Below are 20,780 nucleotides of genomic sequence, written 5' to 3'. Positions count from 1 at the left end.
TACTCTTTTTTTATGCTTTCTTTACTGCTTTTTTACGAGTCATTTTGATTTTTTCTGGTTTGATAATCAAAGCCCCAAGTGCAGGCAAAATTGTTTTGATTTGATAGTCGTATTGTTTAAAAGGGGCATTACTGGTCTGGCAGTCTTGGTTATTAGCCACCCAAGTTCCACCAAATACATCCCGTTCAGTGTTTAAAATCTCTCGATACGTTCCTTCGTATGGCACGCCGATCGCAAAATCGTGACGCTCCACTGGTGTCAGATTGACAACAACGATCAAGAAATCTTTTTTCGTTTTTCCTTGTCGTAAGAAAGTCAATGTCGTTTCATCTAAGTTGTCTGCATCGATCACCATCAATGAATCTTCTTGATCATCCAATTCCCAAAGGGCTCGTTCTTCTTTGTATAGTTCATTCAAGGTCTGGGTGAAGAACTGCATTTTTGCATTTAATGTGTCGTTTAAATCGACCCATTCAAGCCCATGATCATATTTCCATTCTAAAAACTGTCCCCATTCACTACCCATGAATAACAATTTTTTCCCTGGATGCATCATCATGTACGTATAGAGATTTCGTAGTTGTGAAAACTGTTTGTAGCGGTCCCCCCACATTTTATGCATCAAACTTTTTTTACCATGAACGACTTCATCATGAGAAAGTGGCAAGATATAATTTTCTTGCATCCGATACATGAAAGAGAAAGAAAGCAGATTTAAATGATCTTTACGGAAAATCGGGTCCATTTCATAAAAACGCAGGACATCGTTCATCCAGCCCATATTCCATTTATAATCAAATCCTAACGCGCCTTCTTCGACCATTCCTGTTATTTTGGTTTCAGACGTACTTTCTTCTGCAATCATGACCACTTCTGGATGGGCTAACTTGATAACAGAATTAAGCTTCTGTAAAAAGTAATAGCCTTCAAAGTTGCGATTGCCCCCTTCGTGATTTGGTTCCCATGGACCTTCATCATAATCGCGATAGATCATGTTGGAAACGGCATCTACCCGAATACCATCAATGTGGTAAAATTCGATCCAGAACAAGGCACTTGAGATCAGAAAGCTTTGGACTTGTGGTTTGCCGAGATCAAAGTTGATCGCACCCCAGCGAACATTTTTGGCACGGTTTTCATCCATGTATTCAAATGTCGGCGTGCCGTCATAATAAGCTAAGCTGTCATCATTGACACAAAAATGTCCTGGTACCCAATCAACAAAGACACCAATATTTTCTAAATGGCATGCCTCTACAAAGTCTTGAAATTCTTCTGGTGTCCCATAATAGGAACTGAGCGCAAAATAACCTGTCAGCTGATAGCCCCACGAGGTACCTAATGGATGTTCCATCAAAGGCATAAATTCGATATGGGTATAACCCATTTTTTTCACATAAGGAATAAGTTCATCTTTTAATTCAGAGAAGCGATAAGGGGTGCCGTCTTCGTGGTGCTTCCACGAGCTGGCATGAACTTCATAAATATTTAGAGGTCGATTAAATGTTTTCTGTCTTTTTTTGCGGCCTTGCCATAGTCCATCCCGCCATTTTTTTTGTGGGATCGAATGCAACACGGCAGCAGTTCCTGGTCGAGCTTCGAAATGGACAGCAAAAGGATCAATCTTCAATACTTCTCGTCCATTTGCTTGTTTGACTTTGTATTTGTAAAGCTGTCCTTCTTTTACTTGGTTGGTCTCAATCTCCCAGACCCCAGATTCTGCCCTTTTATTCATTGGCAAAGTGTCTGTCCATTGGTTGAAATCACCAACCAGCCAAACTTGTTGAGCGTTTGGTGCCCAAACACGAAACACATAGCCATCATCCGCTTGATGGGCTCCTAAGAAATGTTGGACATAAAAATTTTCACCGCTCAGAAAGTCCTTTTCTGCAGTCAGTACCTGTTGTTTGGTAACCACTCTCTCATCAGTCCTCCTTCGACTCATCTTGATCGCTTATTCTTTAACGATCGATCATTGTCCCATTTTTTCATAGAGAAGCATTTGCAATCAAACGATCTCTACTGTTAGCATAGCATAAAATAAAATTCTAGTAACCTAATAACCCTATGATACGAACGAATTATTCAGGACAGAAAAAAACAGCTTGAACGTATCTGTTCAACCTGTTTCAGCTCTACTTTTTAGCTTTTGGAAAATGAAGTATGTGACTACACTTAACTGAAACAAACTTGCCAAAACCAGGATGAAAACAACCATCACCGGAAATGTCTCAGTTAATTCAACATATGCCAGCAGTGTCCCAAATGCAGAAGAGGCGGAGCAAAAACACCAGAATCGAAACCCGTAAAAACTCGTCACTACGGTATAAAGACTAATAATCCCCAATAAGAAAAGCTGAGTAAATCGGTCAAATACCGTATCGGTATAATAAATTTCACCTAACATGACTTGGATCGTACCAAAACTAGTTGGTACTTTATAAAGCGTCAGCAATGCACCGATCAAACTGAATGCACCAATCAAAAGATGACTGCCAGCTAAGCTGATTCGAATGTTTAGTTTCACGCGTCCTTCACAACCTTCAATCTTCGATCCTTTTACGAAAACAACTGCTTCTACAGCCGTTTCCCTTCTTCGCTAGAGCCGAAATCACCTTCAATTATTTTGCTTGCCAAAGCTCTTTTACTTGCCCATCGGTGTAAACTTTATAGGCTTTATTTACTGCCAAGGACTTGTCTGCGTGACCAATTAAGTAATAATTGCCATCACAGTCAAACTCTCCCTCACTCAATAATTTATAACTCGTTAATGGACCATCTGCCATTTTTTTTGCCAAATAACGAAGGGCATTCGCGGGATTCACTAAATAGTTTTGATTCACTAGCCAATCAATAACCACTGAAACGATCGTATTTGCCCCAAATCGTTCCTTTTGCTTTAATGCGAGAATGAGATCTCCATCAGAAAAACGCGTTTCATCGATCCCCGCATTTGTAATTGCTTGCCGTGCCGCTTCTATCTCTGACATTGATACGAATGTAATCATTTCTGCTTTCGTTTTATTCCGTTCCAACTGTTCAAAATCAACCGTTTTATATCCTTCCATTTTTATATCCCCTTTCAACGTTCTAAAATCATCATATCATCAAGAAATCAAATCTCCAAACAAAACGATCGTTATATTTTAATTTTTATTCATCAAATTATCATTTTAGTGAACAAGAAAAAAAGCTATTAGAATAACATCTAACAGCTTTGTAATATTCAGAAAATTTAAAACAAATAACATAATTATTAGAAATCTCAATTATCATTGAAAAAAAACGTGTTGTATGAACCTGCTTTTTTCACTAAGTGAGCGAGCACTGATCGTTGCAAGAAAATATCCTTTTCAGCAGATGGATAACGGCCGTTTTTTAGATTATCACAATTTATTTCTTCCAGCAAGAAATCTAGCTCGGAACTAACGATTTTCAACTGTTGAAGCGATTCTAGAAAAATACTCGGACGCACTTTTTTGTTTTTACGGATACGTTCAAAGATGACACTTACTTGATCTAAGTAATAGACCGGATCGACATCGCCGATCAAATCCATTAGTTCGTCATAAACCGATAGATTTTGCAGCTGGCGATTTGCTTCAAAAAAAGCCGGCAGCGTTGGTGGCCATGGCGCTTCTGCGTATGAGATCATCTGAAAACTTTCATGGGCCAAGGAATAAACAATCCCCTGCTCCACCTCCTGCAAACAACCATAGAAGTATTTATTTTCACTACTTAATGTCGCAAAGTTTTTGAGAAAACCAGCGATTTCTTGTGTTGACCAATCAAGGGCATCTTGATAAAAACCGTCACTTTCTTGCAGCTGCTTTTGATCTTCTTCAGTATAAACAGGAAAACCTAAAAAATAGCGTCGATTTTGGCGGATGATCAAAGCTGATGCGATCAGACGGTCAAGGGTTTTATCAATTGACACCTCTGGAAACTTCGCTTTTAGCTCTCGTAGTGTCGGCGGTTCTTGACAGCTTAAAAGCACATGAACCAAATCATGGAATTCAGAAGATGCCAGGATCGGTTGCAACGAACGATAATGGGGACTATAAAAAAATTTCACTGTGTGTACTCCTTATTAAAAAAATCATGAAAAATGCTGGCTTGATCTACCAAAACAGATCTCACCAGCACTCTGACATTTATCCTAATTATCCTTCGAAAACCGCTGTTAATTGAGGAACGATTTGTTTTTTACGAGAAACAACGCCAGGTAAAAAGGCACGATGGTTCGTTAATGTCGTTTCAAACGCTGCTTCTACTGGGGCAATTGGTTCACCAACAACTAATAGCTCAGAATTACTGTCTAAGATATCAGTAGCAACAAGCAAGAACAAATCATAGCCATTTGCTGACATTGATTCTTTCATGGCAGCTTCCAATTCTGCTTGACGGTCAAAGACCTCTTTTAGGTCGACTGTATTGACTTGTCCGATACGGATGTTTTTCCCGCCCATTGGGAAGCTTTTTGCATCAAGATCCAGCAATTCTGCGGCTGATTTCGTCCCAAGATTTGTGCCGGCTTTCAACATATCCAATCCGTATGCTTCCAGTTCAACACCTGCTAAAACCGCTAATTCTTTTGCTGCCGCTACATCTTCATCGGTACATGTTGGCGATTTGAACAACAATGTATCGGAGATGATCGCTGAAAGCATGATTCCTGCGATCGCTTTTGGAATTTCCACTTGATTTTCTTTGTATAACTTCAATACGATCGTACTGGTACAACCAACAGGTTCTGCACGATAATACAACGGATTGGCTGTCTCAAAGTTAGCAATACGGTGATGATCAACCACTGCCAACACTGTAACATCCGCAATATCTGCCGCACTTTGCTGAAACTCATTGTGATCCACCAGCATTACTTCTTGTGTTTCCTTAGTTACTGAATCGATTACACGAGGAGCAGCCAGGCTAAAGGTGTCTAGTGCAAATTGTGTTTCTTCATTCGGTGTACCTAGCGCCACCGCTTCACAGTCTTTCCCAAGTTGATTTTGTAAGTTTGCAAAGGCAATCGCTGCACCAATAGCGTCGGTATCAGGATTTTGGTGACCGAATACTAATATTTTCGACATTTCTTCATCGCTCCTATTTCAATTGATATTCACTTTCTAATCATAGTAAAAAAACAGGAAAGAAGCAATAGCAATCTCTTCTTTCCTGTTTTGATCAACGGGTTAAGTAGCCTTTATAGTCATCTACATGGAGCAAACGTTTGGCATTTTTCACCCGATCTTCGGTTGGTGGTTCGATCCCTTCAAGGGGATATTTCAAGCCTAGCTCATCCCACTTGTATTTCCCCATCGTGTGATAAGGTAAGATCTCAACTTTATCGACATTCTTCAACGTCTTGATAAATTCATCCAAACGGATCAAGAAGTCATCATAATCGCTTCTAAAAGGAACCAGCACATGACGAATCCAGACGGGCTGATTGATCTCTGAAAGATAATTTGCCATATCCAAAATATTATCATTGGATTGGGTGGTCAGCTCTTTATGGGCTTTGTTATCGATATGTTTGATATCAAACAACAGCAAATCAGTCACAGTCATCAACTCTTGAAACTTACTGAAAAAAGGCTCTTCTCGTGTAAATGGTTTTCCGCAAGTGTCCAGTGTTGTGCTGACCCCTTCTGCTTTGGCTTTGCGAAACAGATCGATCAGAAAGTCCATTTGAAGTAACGGTTCCCCACCACTAACGGTGATCCCACCTTTTTGTCCCCAGAATTCGCGATATTTCAACGCCTCTTCTAAGACGTCATCGGTCGTTCGTTCGATACCCGTGCCAATCTTCCAAGTATCTGGATTATGACAAAACTGGCAACGCATGCGGCATCCTTGCATGAATACAATAAAACGGATACCTGGTCCATCTACTGATCCAAAACTTTCTGTTGAATGTACTTGTCCTGTTACTGCCATAATGCTCTTCCTTTCTTCGAAACGACGGATAACCATGCTCCGTCTGATACTCTCAAAACAAGAGGCGGCGGATTTTCCCGTCCGCCGCCTGAAGTTGTTGCTTATTACATTGCTTCGTGCATTGTACGAGCAATGACATCATCTTGTTGTTCTTTGGTTAATTTAATGAAATTAACCGCATAACCAGAAACCCGAATCGTTAATTGTGGGTATTTTTCTGGGTGAGCTTGCGCATCAAGTAATGTATCACGGTTAAATACGTTGATATTTAAGTGGTGACCACCTTTTGCTGCATAGCCATCTAGCATTGTTGCTAGGTTTTCTTGTTGTGTCTCATCGTCACGACCTAATGCTTTAGGTACGATTGAGAAGGTGTTTGAAATACCATCTAATGAGTAATCATATGGTAATTTCGCAACTGACGAAAGACTTGCTAATGCACCATGCGTATCGCGGCCATGCATTGGGTTTGCACCTGGAGCAAATGGTGCACCTGCACGACGTCCATCAGGCGTGTTCCCTGTTTTCTTCCCATAAACCACATTAGAAGTGATTGTAAGGATCGAAGTTGTATGTTTTGCATCACGATATGTTTTTGTGCGTTTTACTTTCTTCATGAAAGCTTTCAACAAGTTGACTGCGATATCATCTACACGGTCATCATTGTTTCCGTATTTAGGATAATCGCCTTCGATTTCGTAATCTTCAACAATGCCGTTTTCATCACGAATCGTACGAACTTTGGCATATTTAATCGCTGATAATGAATCAACTGCAACAGAGAAACCAGCGATACCAGTAGCCATCGTACGTAGAATATCTGTATCTTGGAGCGCCATTTCAATGCGTTCATAAGAATATTTGTCATGCATGTAATGAATGATGTTCAATGTGTTCACATACAGATCACAAATCCAGTCCATCATTGTGTCATATTTTTCCATTACTTCGTTGTAATCCAAGTATTCAGAAGTAATTGGTTGGAATTTTGGTCCAACTTGTGCTTTTGATTTTTCATCGACCCCACCGTTGATTGCATACAACAATGTTTTCGCTAAGTTGGCACGAGCACCAAAGAATTGCATTTGTTTCCCGATGCGCATTGCGGATACACAACAAGCGATTCCGTAATCATCGCCCCAATGTCCACGCATCACATCATCGTTTTCATATTGAATCGCTGATGTTTGGATCGACATTTTCGCACAGAATGTTTTGAAGTTATGAGGCAAACGTGTTGACCATAAAACAGTCAAGTTTGGTTCTGGTGCTGGACCTAAGTTTGCTAGCGTGTGTAAGAAACGGAAGCTGTTTTTTGTTACCATGTGGCGTCCATCTTCACCCATACCAGCGATTGACTCAGTTACCCAAGTTGGGTCACCAGAGAACAATGCGTTGTAATCAGGCGTCCGAGCAAATTTCACAAGACGTAGTTTCATGACAAAATGGTCAACGATTTCTTGTGCTTCTTCTTCAGTGATCACGCCATTTTTTAAATCGCGTTCAACATAAATATCAAGGAAAGTTGACGTACGTCCCAATGACATTGCCGCACCATTTTGCTCTTTGATGGCTGCTAAGTAACCAAGATATAACCATTGGAATGCTTCTTTCGCCGTTTGAGCTGGTTTAGAAATATCAAATCCGTAAATGTTTCCTAATTCTTTCAATTCGCTTAAAGCGCGAATTTGTTCACTTAATTCTTCACGTTGGCGGATAATGTCTTCAGACATGGTTCCGTTTCCGCAATACAATAGGTCTTGTTGTTTTTCTTTGATCAAGAAATCCACTCCGTATAATGCAACACGACGGTAGTCACCAATGATCCGGCCACGGCCGTATGCATCAGGAAGACCTGTGATTACACCAGAACGACGAGCTGCTCTGATTTCAGGTGTATAGGCATCAAATACCCCTTGGTTATGTGTTTTACGGTAGTCGCGGAAAATGTGAGAAACTTCCGCATCGATTTCATAGCCGTAAGATTCTGCTGCTTGTTCTGACATGCGGATGCCGCCAAATGGTTGCAAGCTGCGTTTAAATGGTTTTTCCGTTTGGAAACCAACAACTGTTTCTAAGTTTTTGTCTAAGTAGCCAGGTCCATGAGAAGTAATCGTTGAAACGACTTTTGTATCCATATCCAATACGCCGCCAGCTTCACGCTCTTGCTTGTTCAGTTCCATGACTTGATCCCATAGCTTCGTCGTTGCTTCAGTAGCATCTGCTAGGAATTCATCTGTTCCGTCATAAGGTGTGTAGTTTTCTTGGATGAAGTCGCGTACGTTTACTTCTTCTTTCCAAGTTTTTCCTTTAAATCCATTCCATTGTTCCATCTGATGGACCTCCTTAAATTTTCTGTTCACTAATGTAACAGCTTTACGTGAACAGTATAACACACACCCTAATGATTGCAAGTGTTTTCAAGAATTATTTTGAACAATTTAGTTTTTTTTAAGATTTTTATTATTAAAAACGTTGATTTATAAGCATTTATCAAATGTGAATCTTTTATTAAAGTGCGTTTTTTATCAATGTGAAAGATTAATTAAGGGGCAAAAAAGCAACCATTCTGTACTGGTACAGAATGGTTGCTTTGTTATAATTTATAGTACAGAATCCTCTGCGATTGCAGGACTGATTTGTGTTTTCACTTCGTAGATTTGCCCCCCTGTTTTCTCATCCATGATAAATGAGCCGTTGGAGGTCCGATCATTGATCGGGATTTGATTCGTGATGACTTCAAAGGCTTGTCCTTTTTGGTTGGTTACCAGTAGCTGCTGGTTCTCTCCATTCCCCATATAGACTACGCGATGAGGGTTTTTCTTCAATTCCCGTAAGACCATCAATCCACGCTTCGCCCGTCCTAATTGGGTGATCTCTTGGGCTAGCATGCGTTTTGCTGCGCCACGTTGGGTAATCAGAACGATCGGTGTATCCCCTTCTGAATAAACTAACAACCCATTGATAAGATAATCATCCGCTTTAAGGTTCATCGCTTTGACCCCAGCTGCTTTTGGTCCCACAACGGGCACTTCATTAAGCGAATACCGTAAGCCAAAGGCAAGATGACTGACTAAAAAGACATCCATTTCTTCTGTTTGATCAGTCAAAAAGACATTGACTAATTCATCTGATTCATCTTTCAGCTTCATGATCGTCATTGGCCGTGTCTTATAGGTGCGCCAAGGTTCAAATTCCGTCATTCGTGTTTGTTTAATCATGCCGTTTTTACTGATCAGCACAAAGTTTTTCAACGGATCGATCTCTTTGTAGGCAAAGACCCCAATGATCATTTCATCTTGCGCCAGTGTCATAACCGTTTGCGAAATATGTTCGCCTAGATCTTTCCATTTTAAATCAGGCAATTCATGAACCGGACGATAGATCGTGTTTCCTTTATTGGTTACCAATAACAGATGATCCAACGTATTCATTTGGTTGCTGTAAAGTAAAGAGTCGCCTTCTTTCATGCCGATCTCTTCTGGTTTTGAGGCACCGTAAGAACGCAAACTGCTGCGTTTGACATAACCGTCTCTTGTGACTGTCACGACGACTTCTTCTTGCGCGACTAAAACTTGTGTTTCGATCTTGATTTCTTGAATTTCGGCTTCGATCTCAGTCAATCGCGGTGTCGAATATTTTTTCTTGATCTCCCGCAATTCCTTTTTGATCACTTTCAGTAATTCACTTTCCTCATTTAAAATCGTTGTCAATTCAGCGATCGTTTCAGCAAGTTCTTTCGCCTCTGCTTGCAATTGTGTGATATCCGTATTGGTCAAGCGGTACAACTGTAAGTTCACAATGGCTTCTGCTTGCTCTTCCGTAAAACCGTGCTGAACAACCAGATTGTTTTTGGCATCTTTTTTGTCTTTACTGCCGCGAATGGTGGCGATCACTTCATCAAGAATCGATAAAGCTTTGATTAACCCATCGACGATATGCTGTCTCTTTTGGGCTTTTTGCAGTTCAAAACGACTGCGTTTTTCGATCACTTCACGCCGATGCTTGATGTAGCTTTCTAAAATCCGTTTCAAACCGACTTGTTGGGGGCGCATATTGTCGATAGCCACCATGTTGAAGTTGTAGTTGATCTGCAATTCGGTATTTTTAAATAAATAATTTAAAATTCCTTGTGCATTTGCTTCTTTTTTCAGCTCGACAACGATCTGCAAACCAGTACGGTCAGTTTCATCACGCACTTCAGCAATCCCGTCGATCCGTTTATTCAAACGAATCTCATCCATTTTTTTGACTAGATTGGCTTTATTGACCTCATAGGGAATCTCATTGATAACGATTTGCTGCTTGCCACCTTTGATGTCTTCGATCTTGGTTTTCGAACGCAGGATCACTTTGCCTTTGCCTGTTTCATAGGCTTTTTTGATTTCTTCTTTCCCTTGTAAAATCCCTCCTGTTGGAAAATCAGGGCCGGGAATATACTTCATCAGCTGATCCAAAGAAGCTTGCGGATGGTCGATCAAATAGACCGTTCCATCAATGATTTCCCCTAAATTATGGGTGGGAATTTCCGTTGCATACCCAGCTGAGATCCCAGTTGAGCCATTGACTAACAGATTTGGGTATTTTGCTGGTAAGACCGTTGGTTCTTTTTCGGTATCATCAAAATTCCACACCAATTCGACGGTGTTTTTTTCGATATCTTTTAACAGCTCACCGCTTAATTCTGAAAGTCGTGCTTCGGTATAACGCATGGCAGCTGGCGGATCACCATCCATACTCCCGTTGTTTCCGTGCATTTCAATCAAAATCTGACGCAATTTCCAGTCTTGGCTCATGCGGACCATTGCTTCATAAATACTCGAGTCACCATGGGGATGAAAGTTCCCCATGATATTCCCGACTGATTTCGCTGATTTGCGGAAGCCTTTGTCATACGTATTGCCGTCTTGGTTCATGGCGAACAAGATGCGCCGCTGAACCGGTTTTAACCCATCACGAATATCTGGCAATGCCCGTTCTTGAATAATGTATTTGGAATATCGACCGAAGCGATCTCCCATCACTTCTTCCAATGTCAATTCTTGTATATTGCTTCTGTGTTCCAAGAGACCACCTCCTATTCCTTAACTAAATGTTTGCTTTCTGCTTGTTCGGTATCCATTAACTTTTCATCAACTAATTCCGGTACCGTATCTTCTTTTTTATCCAAAATACTGCCATCTTCTTCTAAACTGAATTGAACATGGCTTTCGATCCACTTCCGACGAGGTTCTACCTTGTCCCCCATCAGTGTGGTGACACGGCGTTCTGCTTGGGCCGCATCATCGATTCTTACCCGAATCAGCGTCCGCGTTTCTGGGTCCATCGTCGTTTCCCACAATTGATCGGCATTCATTTCCCCCAACCCTTTGTAGCGCTGAAGCATATAGCCTTTACCGATTTTTTGGGTCAGTTTGCTTAGTTCATCATCCGTCCAAGCATATTCGACTACTGCCTTTTTCCCTAACCCTTTAGACACTTTATACAAAGGTGGCAAAGCAATGTATACTTTTCCCGCTTCGATCAAAGGTTTCATATACCGGTAGAAAAACGTTAAAAGCAGCACTTGGATGTGCGCCCCATCGGTATCCGCATCGGTCATGATAATGACTTTGTCATAATTGCAGTCTTCAATCGAAAACTCTGGGCCAACACCGGCACCGATAGTATAGATCATGGTATTGATCTCTTCATTTTTCAAAATATCCTGCATCTTGGCTTTTTCTGTATTGATAACTTTGCCTCGTAACGGTAAAATCGCTTGGAACTTGCGGTCACGGCCTTGCTTCGCTGACCCGCCGGCTGAGTCCCCCTCCACCAAATACAATTCATTTTTCTTAGGATTACGAGACTGAGCAGGCGTTAATTTTCCAGAAAGCAGTGACTCACCTTTTTTGCGTTTCTTTCCTGTGCGGCTTTCTTCTCTCGCCTTTCTGGCAGCTTCACGGGCCTCTCTTGCTTTGATCGCTTTACGAACCAGCATTTGACTCATTTCACTGTTTTCTTGCAGGTAATAGCCTAGTTGCTCGCCAATCACATTGTCTACAGCATTTCTTGCTAAGGGTGTTCCTAATTTCCCTTTGGTCTGCCCTTCAAATTGCAAAAGATTTTCTGGAACACGGATCGACAACACGGCCGCTAAGCCTTCACGAAAATCACTACCTTCAAGGTTCTTATCTTTTTCCTTCAACAAATTGACCTTGCGGGCATATTCATTGAAAGCTTTCGTCATTGACGTTTTCATCCCCACTTCATGGGTACCACCATCTTTGGTACGTACATTGTTGACAAAGGACAAGACATTTTCCGAATAGCCATCATTGTATTGAAAGGCAAGTTCTACCTCGATTGCTTCTTTGGTACCGGAAAAATACACCACCTGGGTCAAGGTATCTTTTTCTTCATTTAAATAATCAACGAATTCTTTGATGCCTTCTTCATATAAAAAAACTTCATGAATTGGTTCTTCCCCACGTTCATCCGTCAGGGAGATTTTGACCCCTTTTAGCAAGAAAGCCGATTCTCTTAAACGTTCTGCGAGAATTTCATAGGAGAATTTGGTTGTTGAAAAGATCGTGTCGTCAGGTTTAAAGGTGACTGTGGTTCCAGTTGGTTTACGAGTTTTGCCGATTTTTTTCAAAGTACCCGCTGGTTTCCCACCGTCTTTGAAGCTCTGTTTGTATTCGATGCCATCACGAACGATGACTACTTCCAGCCAGCTGGATAGAGCATTTACAACACTGGCACCAACCCCATGAAGGCCGCCAGAAGTTTTGTAGCCTCCTTGGCCAAACTTCCCGCCGGCATGTAGCACTGTGAAGATCACTTCAACAGTAGGGATTCCCGATGCATGTGTCCCGACCGGCATTCCTCGCCCGTTGTCTCGAACACTGATACTATTGTCTTTGTGGATCGTAACATCGATTTCATTGCCGTATCCTGAGAGTGCCTCATCAACCGCATTATCGACGATTTCATACACTAAGTGATGTAAGCCGCGGCTATCGGTCGAGCCGATATACATTCCTGGCCGTTTTCTTACTGCTTCTAGGCCCTCTAAGACCTGAATGGAAGCATCATTATATTCTGTGGTTTTCTTTGCCAAACCCACCGCTCCTTTAATCTTGATCAGTCCTTTTTTACTGCTGAAAGGACTGCAAAAAAAATCTTAACACAAAATACGCTTTTTTCAAGCGAACATTTTTCTAAACTATCTTATCCTTTTTCCTTTGTTTGCACAAGCTAGAGTCACAAAATGGCTTGTTTGTGTTTCACAGCTCCGAGGAAAGCTGTTTTTCTTCTTTCCCTGACTAGCGAAAGATTTTCTTATTGTTGGAAAGGCGTTTTCATGCTAAAATTGCCCTAGCCTTGCAAAGAAAGTTGGTTATTATGAATACGATTCTTTTATTTATTGTTGCTTACCTTTTAGGTTCGATCCCCTCGGGTGTTTGGATTGGCCAATTGTTTTTCAAAAAAGATATTCGCCAATTCGGCAGCGGCAATACGGGAACGACCAATACATTTCGCGTTTTAGGAAAGAAAGCCGGGATCGTTGTTTTATTGATGGATATCTTAAAAGGAACTTTGGCAACCAGTTTGCCTGTCCTCTTTGGTCTCCATACCGTCAATCCGCTCTGGTTTGGGGTCTGCGCGATCTTAGGTCATACCTTTCCGATCTTTGCCAAGTTTAAAGGCGGCAAAGCGGTGGCGACAAGTGCTGGGATGCTCTTAGGATACAATCCGCTCTTTTTCATTTATTCTTCATTGATTTTTGTTATCTGTCTTTATGTGACAAGTATGGTAAGCCTGACCAGTATGATCGCGGCGTGTTTGATCACCTTATCGACGGTCGTTTTGCCTTTTATCGCCCCTGCGATATTGCCTGAGCAAAACTGGTTGCTGACCTTCATCGCGATCGGCGTAACGATTTTTATCTTTATTCGCCATCGCGAAAATATTTCACGTATTAAAGACGGGACTGAAAGTCGGGTACCGTTTGGTCTGAATAAGCGTCAAGCGAACAAATAAGCAGAAGCTGAGAAAAGTGCAATGACTTTTCTCAGCTTCTTTTTGCCTGCTTTTATTTGACTGTGATCGAGTACTTTGTTTCAAATAACTCCTCAGGCGAAAGTGCTTGAATACCCAATTTTTCTGAAAGCTCACCGGAAGCTTCCAGTGTATCTGCGATACCGCACCATGGTTCTATACATAGAAACGGCGATTTTACGGGATACGTGGACCAAAAACCGACATACGGCATATTATTGTAGCTTAACGTAACACTATGAGGCGATTTCTCACTGCGAATCGAGTAGGAATGTAATCCTTTCGTTTCATAAACCAGCGCATCATTTGCAAACATATCGTGGGTCAAGCGCAAATCCGTATTCGTTTGACCGAGTGTGCGTTGTTCATAATCAATATAATTGCCTTTTAATGGCAATTTCACTCGTGATTTTTTTGGAGAAAAAGAAAGGTAGTAGTCTTCAAATGTCAGCCCTTTTTCAAGTGGGACGTTGAATGCAGGGTGTCCTCCAATGGAGAAGAATAGTTCTTTTTGACCGCTATTCTTTACTTGGTATTTGACGACTAAGCCATCACCGCCTAATTCGTAACTGACATACAGCTGAAAATCAAACGGATACTTCACTTTGGTTTCAGTTGAACTTTCTAATAGAAACAAGGCATAGTCTGTACGTTTTTCAACGACAGTAAACACCATGTCTCTGGCAAACCCATGACGGGGCAAATGATAACTTTTGCCCTCATGCTGATAGGTGTCCTCTTTTAAGGCGCCAACAATCGGAAATAAGATTGGCGCATGCTTTCCCCAGTGGTTTGGATCAGCTTGCCAAATATATTCAAGGTCATTGCTTGTATCAACTAAGCTTTGTAGCTCAGCCCCTTTTTCTGCAATTTTTGCTTGCAGATGACCCGCCGTGATGGTAACTGTCATGGTCTCATCTCCTAATATTGATGTTTCGTCAATCCCTCTTTAAAGCGGCTGTTAAGCACTTTTAAATAGGTGCCTTTCATCCCCAAAGAGCGGGATTCTATAATGCCGGCAGACTCTAGTTTACGCAAAGCATTTACGATCACCGACCGTGTAATTCCAATGCGATCAGCGATACTTGACGCGGTCAGACGACCTTCGTCGCCTTCTAATGCCTCAAAGATCGCTTGAACAGCTTTCAACTCACTATAAGAAAGGGTGTTGATTGCCATTTGAACAGCTGTGGTACTGCGAACATCTTCTTCGATACTGCGGGATTTTTGGTACAAGAATTGCATACCAACAACTGTCGCACTGTATTCCGCTAATACCAAATCGTCGTCATCAAAGGACTTATCGATTCTGGAAAGAATGATCGTACCTAAACGTTCTCCTGCACCGTAAATCGGTACGATGGTCGTTAGTCCGTTGGGATACAACTCACGGCCTTCTACAGGAAAAGCGGTCATATCATCACTGATTGGCACATTAGCTTCTGTGGAAGTCAGGTGATCGACTAAATCTGTATAATTTTTAGGAAACTGTTTTTCAACAAACATTTTTTTGATGCGTTCATTATTGACATCATGGTTCTCAACAAAACCTAACACGCTACCGTCAATGCTAATAATATACGCATTGCTGTCTAGGATGTTTCCTAAAATGACAGCCATCTTGTCGTAAGGCAAATCAGAAGCTAAATTAAAGGTGTTTTTTTGCTGCAATAATTCGTTGATTTGTCTTGTCTTTTCTAATAATGTTTTCATTGGTCCGCTCCCTTTATAAAATATACCGGCTTAAGTCTTCATCTTTTGCGATGGACGCAAGTTTTTCTTCCACATACGCTTCTGTGATGGTGATTTCACCCATTTGCATCTCAGATGCTTCAAATAATAAGTCTTCAAGTAGTTTCTCTAGAATCGTATGCAAACGACGAGCACCAATATTGTCGGTATCGCGATTCACTTGATAAGCAATTTCGGCAATTTTCTCGATAGCTTCCATCGTAAAGACTACTTTGACATTTTCGGTTCCTAACAAGGCAATGTATTGCTTGACTAAGGCATTGTTGGGCTCCGTTAAAATTTTAACAAAGTCTTCTTTTGTCAAATCATCTAGTTCCACACGAATCGGGAAACGCCCTTGCAATTCAGGGATCAGATCGCTTGGTTTCGACAGGTGGAATGCCCCAGAAGCAATAAAAAGGATATGGTCTGTTTGTAGGGTTCCGTATTTCGTATTGACTTGCGATCCTTCAACGATCGGCAAGATATCTCTTTGCACCCCTTCACGAGAAACTTCTCCTGACTGCTGTGATTTCGAAGATACTTTGTCGATTTCATCTAGAAAAATGATGCCACTAGATTCTGCTAAACGTAATGCTTCACTATGAATATCCGCGTCGTTGACCAGTTTTGAGGATTCTTCTTGAATCAGCAATTCTCGTGCTTCTTTTACGGTTACTGTGCGTTCAATTTTCTTTTGCGGTTTCAATGCTCCTAAGGTTTCATTCAAATCGATCCCCATTTGTTCTAAGCCATTGTTCATCATCGGTGCTTGATTTTTCGGCTCATCGACTTGGATCGTCACTTCCCGGTTGTCTAAAAGGCCCTTTTCTAATTGCTCAAAAATGGCTTGACGGTTGCTGCGAATCTCATCCGTCAATTCTTCTTTTGGCTCTTCTGGTTGTTGTGCGGCGTTGAACATATTCATCATTTGTTCATAAGGATTGGTATTCTTTTTCTGTTCCTTTTTAATACCAGGAACTAAGACTTTTACTAAACGACGGTTGGCTTTTTTCTCTGCTTGGATCCGCACGTTTTTATATTGTTCTTTTTTCACGATTTGGATCGCATTCTCAACGAGGTCACGTACCATCGATTCTACGTCTCGACCGACATAGCCGACTTCCGTGAATTTCGTCGCTTCTAACTTAACGAAAGGTGCATCAACGATCTTTGCTAAGCGTCGCGCAATTTCCGTTTTACCAACCCCTGTTGGTCCGATCATCAAAATATTTTTTGGTGTGACATCTTGTTGCATCTTTTCATCTAATTGCAGCCGGCGGTAGCGATTTCTCAAAGCAACAGCCACTGATTTTTTGGCGTTGGTTTGTCCAACGATGTATTCATCTAACTCTTTCACGATTTCTCGTGGTGATTTGTTTTGGTTTGTCATATCGTCATCCCTCTTTAAAACTCTTCTACAATGATATTGTGATTCGTAAAGACACAAATGTCTGCGGCAATATTCAAGGCACCTTCAGCAATTTCTTTGGCAGATAGTTCACCGCCATAACGTTTCATCGCACGGGCTGCTGCCAAGGCATAGTTTCCACCTGAACCGATGGCTAAGATTCCTTCATCTGGCGAAATGACTTCGCCTGTCCCAGAGACCAAAAGCATCTCCTTATCATTCATGACGATCAGCATCGCCTCTAATTTTTGCATCGACTGCTGAGTCCGCCATTCTTGTGCCAATTCTACTGCAGCTCGTTGCAAATTTCCGTTGTATTCATTTAGTTTTCCTTCAAATTTTTCTTCCAAGGTAAAGGCATCTGCCACACTGCCGGCAAAACCAACGATCACTTCACCGTTGTAAATTCGACGGACTTTCCGAGCGGTTCCTTTCATAACGACCTGTTCTCCCATCGTTACTTGTCCGTCACCGGCCATGGCAAATTTCCCATCTTTTTCAACCGCACAGATGGTGGTTGAATGAAATTCTGACTTCATTTATGTTCCTCCTGTACCAATTTTACGCGCGTGGATGAAATTGGCGATAATTTTTTTGTAAACTGTCTTTGGTGACATGCGCATAAATCTGTGTCGTCGATAGATTGGCATGCCCCAACAATTCTTGAACGGTCCGCATATCGGCGCCGTTGTTTAATAAATGGGTTGCAAACGTATGCCGAAGCATATGAGGATGGATTTTACTGTCTAAACTGCTTTTTCGAATGATTTGATTCAAAACATATTCGATCCCAGTTGCAGTGATCCCGTCACCAAGATGATTCACGAAAAGGATCTCGTGTTCCTTGTTCTGCTTTTCCATCAGCTGTTTGCGTCCTGAGGAAAGATAGCGTTTGACTGCTGCTTGTGCGTAACTACCGAAAGGAACATAGCGATCCTTATTCCCCTTCCCATGGATCAGTAATACGCCACTTTCCCAATCGATTGCCCCCAGTGTGAGACTGCTGCACTCACTGACCCGCAAACCTGAACCATAAAGGACTTCTAACAATGCTTGATTGCGCTGTTGTAGTGGCTCATCGCCAGCAACACTTTGAAAGAGAGCATCCATTTCCTTCTCATAAAAAAAACGCGGCAATTTGGCGTTTTTCTTTTTTAAATGAATGTAGGCGAAAGGATTCTCTTTGACGATCTCATGCTTGGTTAGAAACTGATAAAAAGATCGCAAACTAGCCATTTTACGACTGATGGAATTACGGCTGTACTCTCGTTCCGTCAAATAGCTTAAATAGACGCGAACATCGCGGTATTCCACTGCTAATGGGTCTTCATTGCCAGACTCTTTTAAGAAGTGAAAAAAATCGCCCATATCTTCTTGATACGCTTTTTTTGTCTTTTCCGAATACCCTCTTTCAACAATAAGATAACGAAAAAACTCTTCTTGAAACTGATCTGTTTGCAAATTAACCCCCCTTTTCATGATTCGAAATAACTTTAGCATAGACCACAAAAAAAAACAAATGAATTGTCAGAATTTAATCAATATTTCAAAGTTTAGACATAATTGTGAAAACTTTCTAAGAATCTACGTAAGATTCTTATCTTTGTTCAGAAAGATCCGTTAAATGCGCCAGAAAAACGTACCAGTCCCTCTCCTCAAAAGAAAGAGGGACTGATACGTTTCCACTTATTTGCTTTTATTCGATTGGATCAGTTGTTGGCTGATGCGAACTAGTGCTTTCAGATACAACCTGAACTAGCTCTTTGTTTCCTTGTTTTGTGGACATCGTGTCATTGATTAACCCAACTAAGTCTAATCCGGTTGTCTCTTTGATCGTATCAAAGGTTCGCGCTAAACCAGCTTCCCCCATTGATTGAAGACCATCATTGCCGCCAAAGCTAACCACTTTATCAATATTGCTCAGTGGCGCATTGACCTCTTTCGCGATTTCAGGCAGCACTTTGATGAACTCCATCAAAATACCAGCTTCGTTCAGTTTGGTCAAAGCAATCGCCATCTTTTCACGGCTTTCCGCTTCGGCTTGACCGACTTTTGCGATCCGTTCCGCGTCGGCACTACCTAGTTTTTCAATTCGTTCGGCTTCTGCTTGGGCAGCTAATTTGACTTTTTCCGCTTCCGCTTGTGCTCGTGCGATTTCTCTTGCTTTGTCTGCTAAAGCGTTTTGTTCAACCACATATTTATCCGCTTCGGCTTTTTTACGGACAGTTGCATTCAATTCTTTTTCCGTCAATTCCGCTTGTTTTTCTTGAATCTCGATATTTTTTTCTTGTTCGATCAATTGAACTTTCATTTGTTCGCCGACCGCGATCTGTTCCGCTTTCGCATCCGCAACTTCGCGTTCTTGTTTGTATTGTGCTTGTTTCAATGCCATATCTTTTGTCGCTTCTGCAATTTCTGTTTGGCGACGGATCTCTTCATGCTGTGCCAATTGCTCATTCTCAGCTTGCTTGATTCGAGTTTCTCTTAAGGCATTGGATTCCGCTACTTCGGCATTTTTTTTCACTTCAGCAATCTGAGGGCGTCCTAACGCATCCAAGTAGCCATTGCTGTCGCTGACATCTTTGATCGTAAACGAAACGATCTCCAACCCCATTTTCTTCAAATCCGTAGAGGCAACTTCTTGCACTTGTTCCGCAAAATCATCGCGGTTTTTATAGATGGCTTCTACCGTCATCGTTCCTAGAATCGCCCGTAAGTGACCTTCTAAGACTTCTTGGGCTTCATCTTCCAATTCACCTGTGGATTTGCCTAAGTATTGCTCAGCAGCTGTCTTGATCGACTCGGTACTGTTGCCGACCTTTACAAGCACCGTCGCACTGGCTTTGATCGGTACGCCTTGTTCCGTATAAACTTCTGGTGTCCCAATCTCTAACTTGTGGGTCAATAAACTTAATTTATGGGCTTTTTGAACAATAGGAATCACAAACGTCCCACTGTTTTTTAAGATTTTGATGCCTTCTTTTCCTAAAAACGACCCCGTAACGATCAATGCTTCATCGGGTTTCCCAATGCGATAGCGTATCATCAAAAAAGCGATCAATAAAACAACGAGGACAACACCCCATAAAATCGGATTACTTAAAAAATCTACTGCTGATCCTGTATCCACCATAACGTAACACTTCCTATTCTATAAAATTTTTACTTTCCACCACCAACGCGATCCCTTTTTTATCAAAATCGACAATGATGACTTTGGTTCCGACTGGCAATCGAACATTGTTTTCACGATCTTCTTCCCGAAAAAAACGTGCAGGATAAACAGAACGTGCACCTTGACTCCCTATCTCCATGACTTCGCCGATTGTATCTCCGACAATCTTTTCCGTCAGTTCACCGATCACAAAATCATTGCGACTAATGACATTGCTGCGGTTTTTGTCTGTGATGCGATTGTAAAGCCACATAATGGGACCTAACAGCAAACTAAATAAAACAAAGACAACGAAAATGACCCCGACCAACAGGATCAGCCATCCTAAAAATTGAATTACTGTAGGAAAACGCTGTAAATAGTTTTGAATCAAATGAATCCATTCTCCAATCACCATCTTCACCACCTTCTGTCATTGTTACTGTCTATCATAAGTCACCTTGATTAAAGTTTCAAGACAAATTAAAAAAAAAC

At 41.5% G+C, this 20,780-nt stretch carries 17 protein-coding genes; 1 reads left to right on the top strand and 16 read right to left on the bottom strand.

Features of this window, described 5'->3' with window-relative positions; translation table 11 throughout:
- Positions 1-10: 10 nt before the first annotated feature.
- From glgB to parE, 9 genes are all read right to left on the bottom strand, one after another.
- Positions 11-1,945, bottom strand: a complete 1,935-nt coding sequence (gene glgB / locus IGJ01_RS06470) for a 1,4-alpha-glucan branching protein GlgB (protein WP_430601536.1) — start codon at positions 1,943-1,945, stop codon at positions 11-13.
- 174 nt (positions 1,946-2,119) lie between these two features.
- A complete protein-coding gene (locus IGJ01_RS06465) occupies positions 2,120-2,527 on the bottom strand; it encodes a hypothetical protein (RefSeq protein WP_005236791.1) in 408 nt (135 codons plus the stop codon).
- 94 nt (positions 2,528-2,621) lie between these two features.
- Positions 2,622-3,068 carry a hypothetical protein gene (locus IGJ01_RS06460; RefSeq protein WP_005236794.1) on the bottom strand — a complete coding sequence of 149 codons (447 nt, stop codon included), beginning with the start codon at positions 3,066-3,068 and terminating at the stop codon, positions 2,622-2,624.
- 197 nt (positions 3,069-3,265) lie between these two features.
- Complete coding sequence (locus IGJ01_RS06455; RefSeq protein WP_430601535.1) at positions 3,266-4,075, bottom strand: DUF1803 domain-containing protein; 810 nt, start codon at positions 4,073-4,075, stop codon at positions 3,266-3,268.
- An 88-nt stretch (positions 4,076-4,163) separates the two neighbouring features.
- Positions 4,164-5,093, bottom strand: coding sequence for a manganese-dependent inorganic pyrophosphatase (locus IGJ01_RS06450; protein ID WP_008379685.1), 930 nt, complete (start codon positions 5,091-5,093; stop codon positions 4,164-4,166).
- Positions 5,094-5,187: 94 nt separating this feature from the next.
- Positions 5,188-5,943 carry a pyruvate formate-lyase-activating protein gene (gene pflA, locus IGJ01_RS06445; RefSeq protein WP_008379682.1) on the bottom strand — a complete coding sequence of 252 codons (756 nt, stop codon included), beginning with the start codon at positions 5,941-5,943 and terminating at the stop codon, positions 5,188-5,190.
- Between the two features lie 104 nt (positions 5,944-6,047).
- Positions 6,048-8,276, bottom strand: a complete 2,229-nt coding sequence (pflB, locus tag IGJ01_RS06440; RefSeq protein ID WP_008379680.1) for a formate C-acetyltransferase — start codon at positions 8,274-8,276, stop codon at positions 6,048-6,050.
- A 270-nt stretch (positions 8,277-8,546) separates the two neighbouring features.
- Positions 8,547-11,009, bottom strand: coding sequence for a DNA topoisomerase IV subunit A (gene parC, locus IGJ01_RS06435; protein ID WP_005236805.1), 2,463 nt, complete (start codon positions 11,007-11,009; stop codon positions 8,547-8,549).
- An 11-nt stretch (positions 11,010-11,020) separates the two neighbouring features.
- Positions 11,021-13,048: a DNA topoisomerase IV subunit B gene (parE, locus tag IGJ01_RS06430; RefSeq protein WP_034872209.1), complete on the bottom strand. Its 2,028-nt coding sequence runs from the start codon at positions 13,046-13,048 to the stop codon at positions 11,021-11,023.
- A gap of 284 nt (positions 13,049-13,332) precedes the next feature.
- Here parE and plsY point away from each other — a divergent pair, with 284 nt between their 5' ends.
- The gene (gene plsY, locus IGJ01_RS06425; RefSeq protein ID WP_008379676.1) at positions 13,333-13,971 is read left to right on the top strand and encodes a glycerol-3-phosphate 1-O-acyltransferase PlsY; all 639 of its coding nucleotides are present in this window, start codon (positions 13,333-13,335) and stop codon (positions 13,969-13,971) included.
- Between the two features lie 52 nt (positions 13,972-14,023).
- On the opposite strand, the gene IGJ01_RS06420 is transcribed toward plsY, so the two are convergent.
- The 7 genes from IGJ01_RS06420 to IGJ01_RS06390 all read right to left on the bottom strand — a co-directional run bounded on the left by IGJ01_RS06420 (position 14,024) and on the right by IGJ01_RS06390 (position 20,703).
- Positions 14,024-14,899 carry an aldose 1-epimerase family protein gene (locus IGJ01_RS06420; protein WP_008379674.1) on the bottom strand — a complete coding sequence of 292 codons (876 nt, stop codon included), beginning with the start codon at positions 14,897-14,899 and terminating at the stop codon, positions 14,024-14,026.
- 11 nt (positions 14,900-14,910) lie between these two features.
- Positions 14,911-15,702 carry a GTP-sensing pleiotropic transcriptional regulator CodY gene (codY, locus tag IGJ01_RS06415; protein WP_430601534.1) on the bottom strand — a complete coding sequence of 264 codons (792 nt, stop codon included), beginning with the start codon at positions 15,700-15,702 and terminating at the stop codon, positions 14,911-14,913.
- 13 nt (positions 15,703-15,715) lie between these two features.
- Positions 15,716-17,113, bottom strand: a complete 1,398-nt coding sequence (gene hslU, locus IGJ01_RS06410) for an ATP-dependent protease ATPase subunit HslU (protein ID WP_005236820.1) — start codon at positions 17,111-17,113, stop codon at positions 15,716-15,718.
- Positions 17,114-17,127: 14 nt separating this feature from the next.
- Complete coding sequence (gene hslV, locus IGJ01_RS06405; protein WP_005229630.1) at positions 17,128-17,670, bottom strand: ATP-dependent protease subunit HslV; 543 nt, start codon at positions 17,668-17,670, stop codon at positions 17,128-17,130.
- 22 nt (positions 17,671-17,692) lie between these two features.
- Positions 17,693-18,631, bottom strand: coding sequence for a tyrosine recombinase XerC (xerC, locus tag IGJ01_RS06400; protein WP_005236822.1), 939 nt, complete (start codon positions 18,629-18,631; stop codon positions 17,693-17,695).
- Positions 18,632-18,827: 196 nt separating this feature from the next.
- Entirely contained in the window at positions 18,828-20,264 is a 1,437-nt protein-coding gene (locus IGJ01_RS06395) for a flotillin family protein (protein WP_430601533.1), read from the bottom strand.
- Positions 20,265-20,277: 13 nt separating this feature from the next.
- The gene (locus IGJ01_RS06390; RefSeq protein WP_008379668.1) at positions 20,278-20,703 is read right to left on the bottom strand and encodes a hypothetical protein; all 426 of its coding nucleotides are present in this window, start codon (positions 20,701-20,703) and stop codon (positions 20,278-20,280) included.
- Positions 20,704-20,780: the final 77 nt, after the last annotated feature.

The sequence above is a fragment of the Enterococcus sp. AZ089 genome (assembly GCF_050547225.1).
Lineage (GTDB): Bacteria > Bacillota > Bacilli > Lactobacillales > Enterococcaceae > Enterococcus_D > Enterococcus_D entomosocium.
This window is presented reverse-complemented; position numbering and strand designations above follow the sequence as displayed.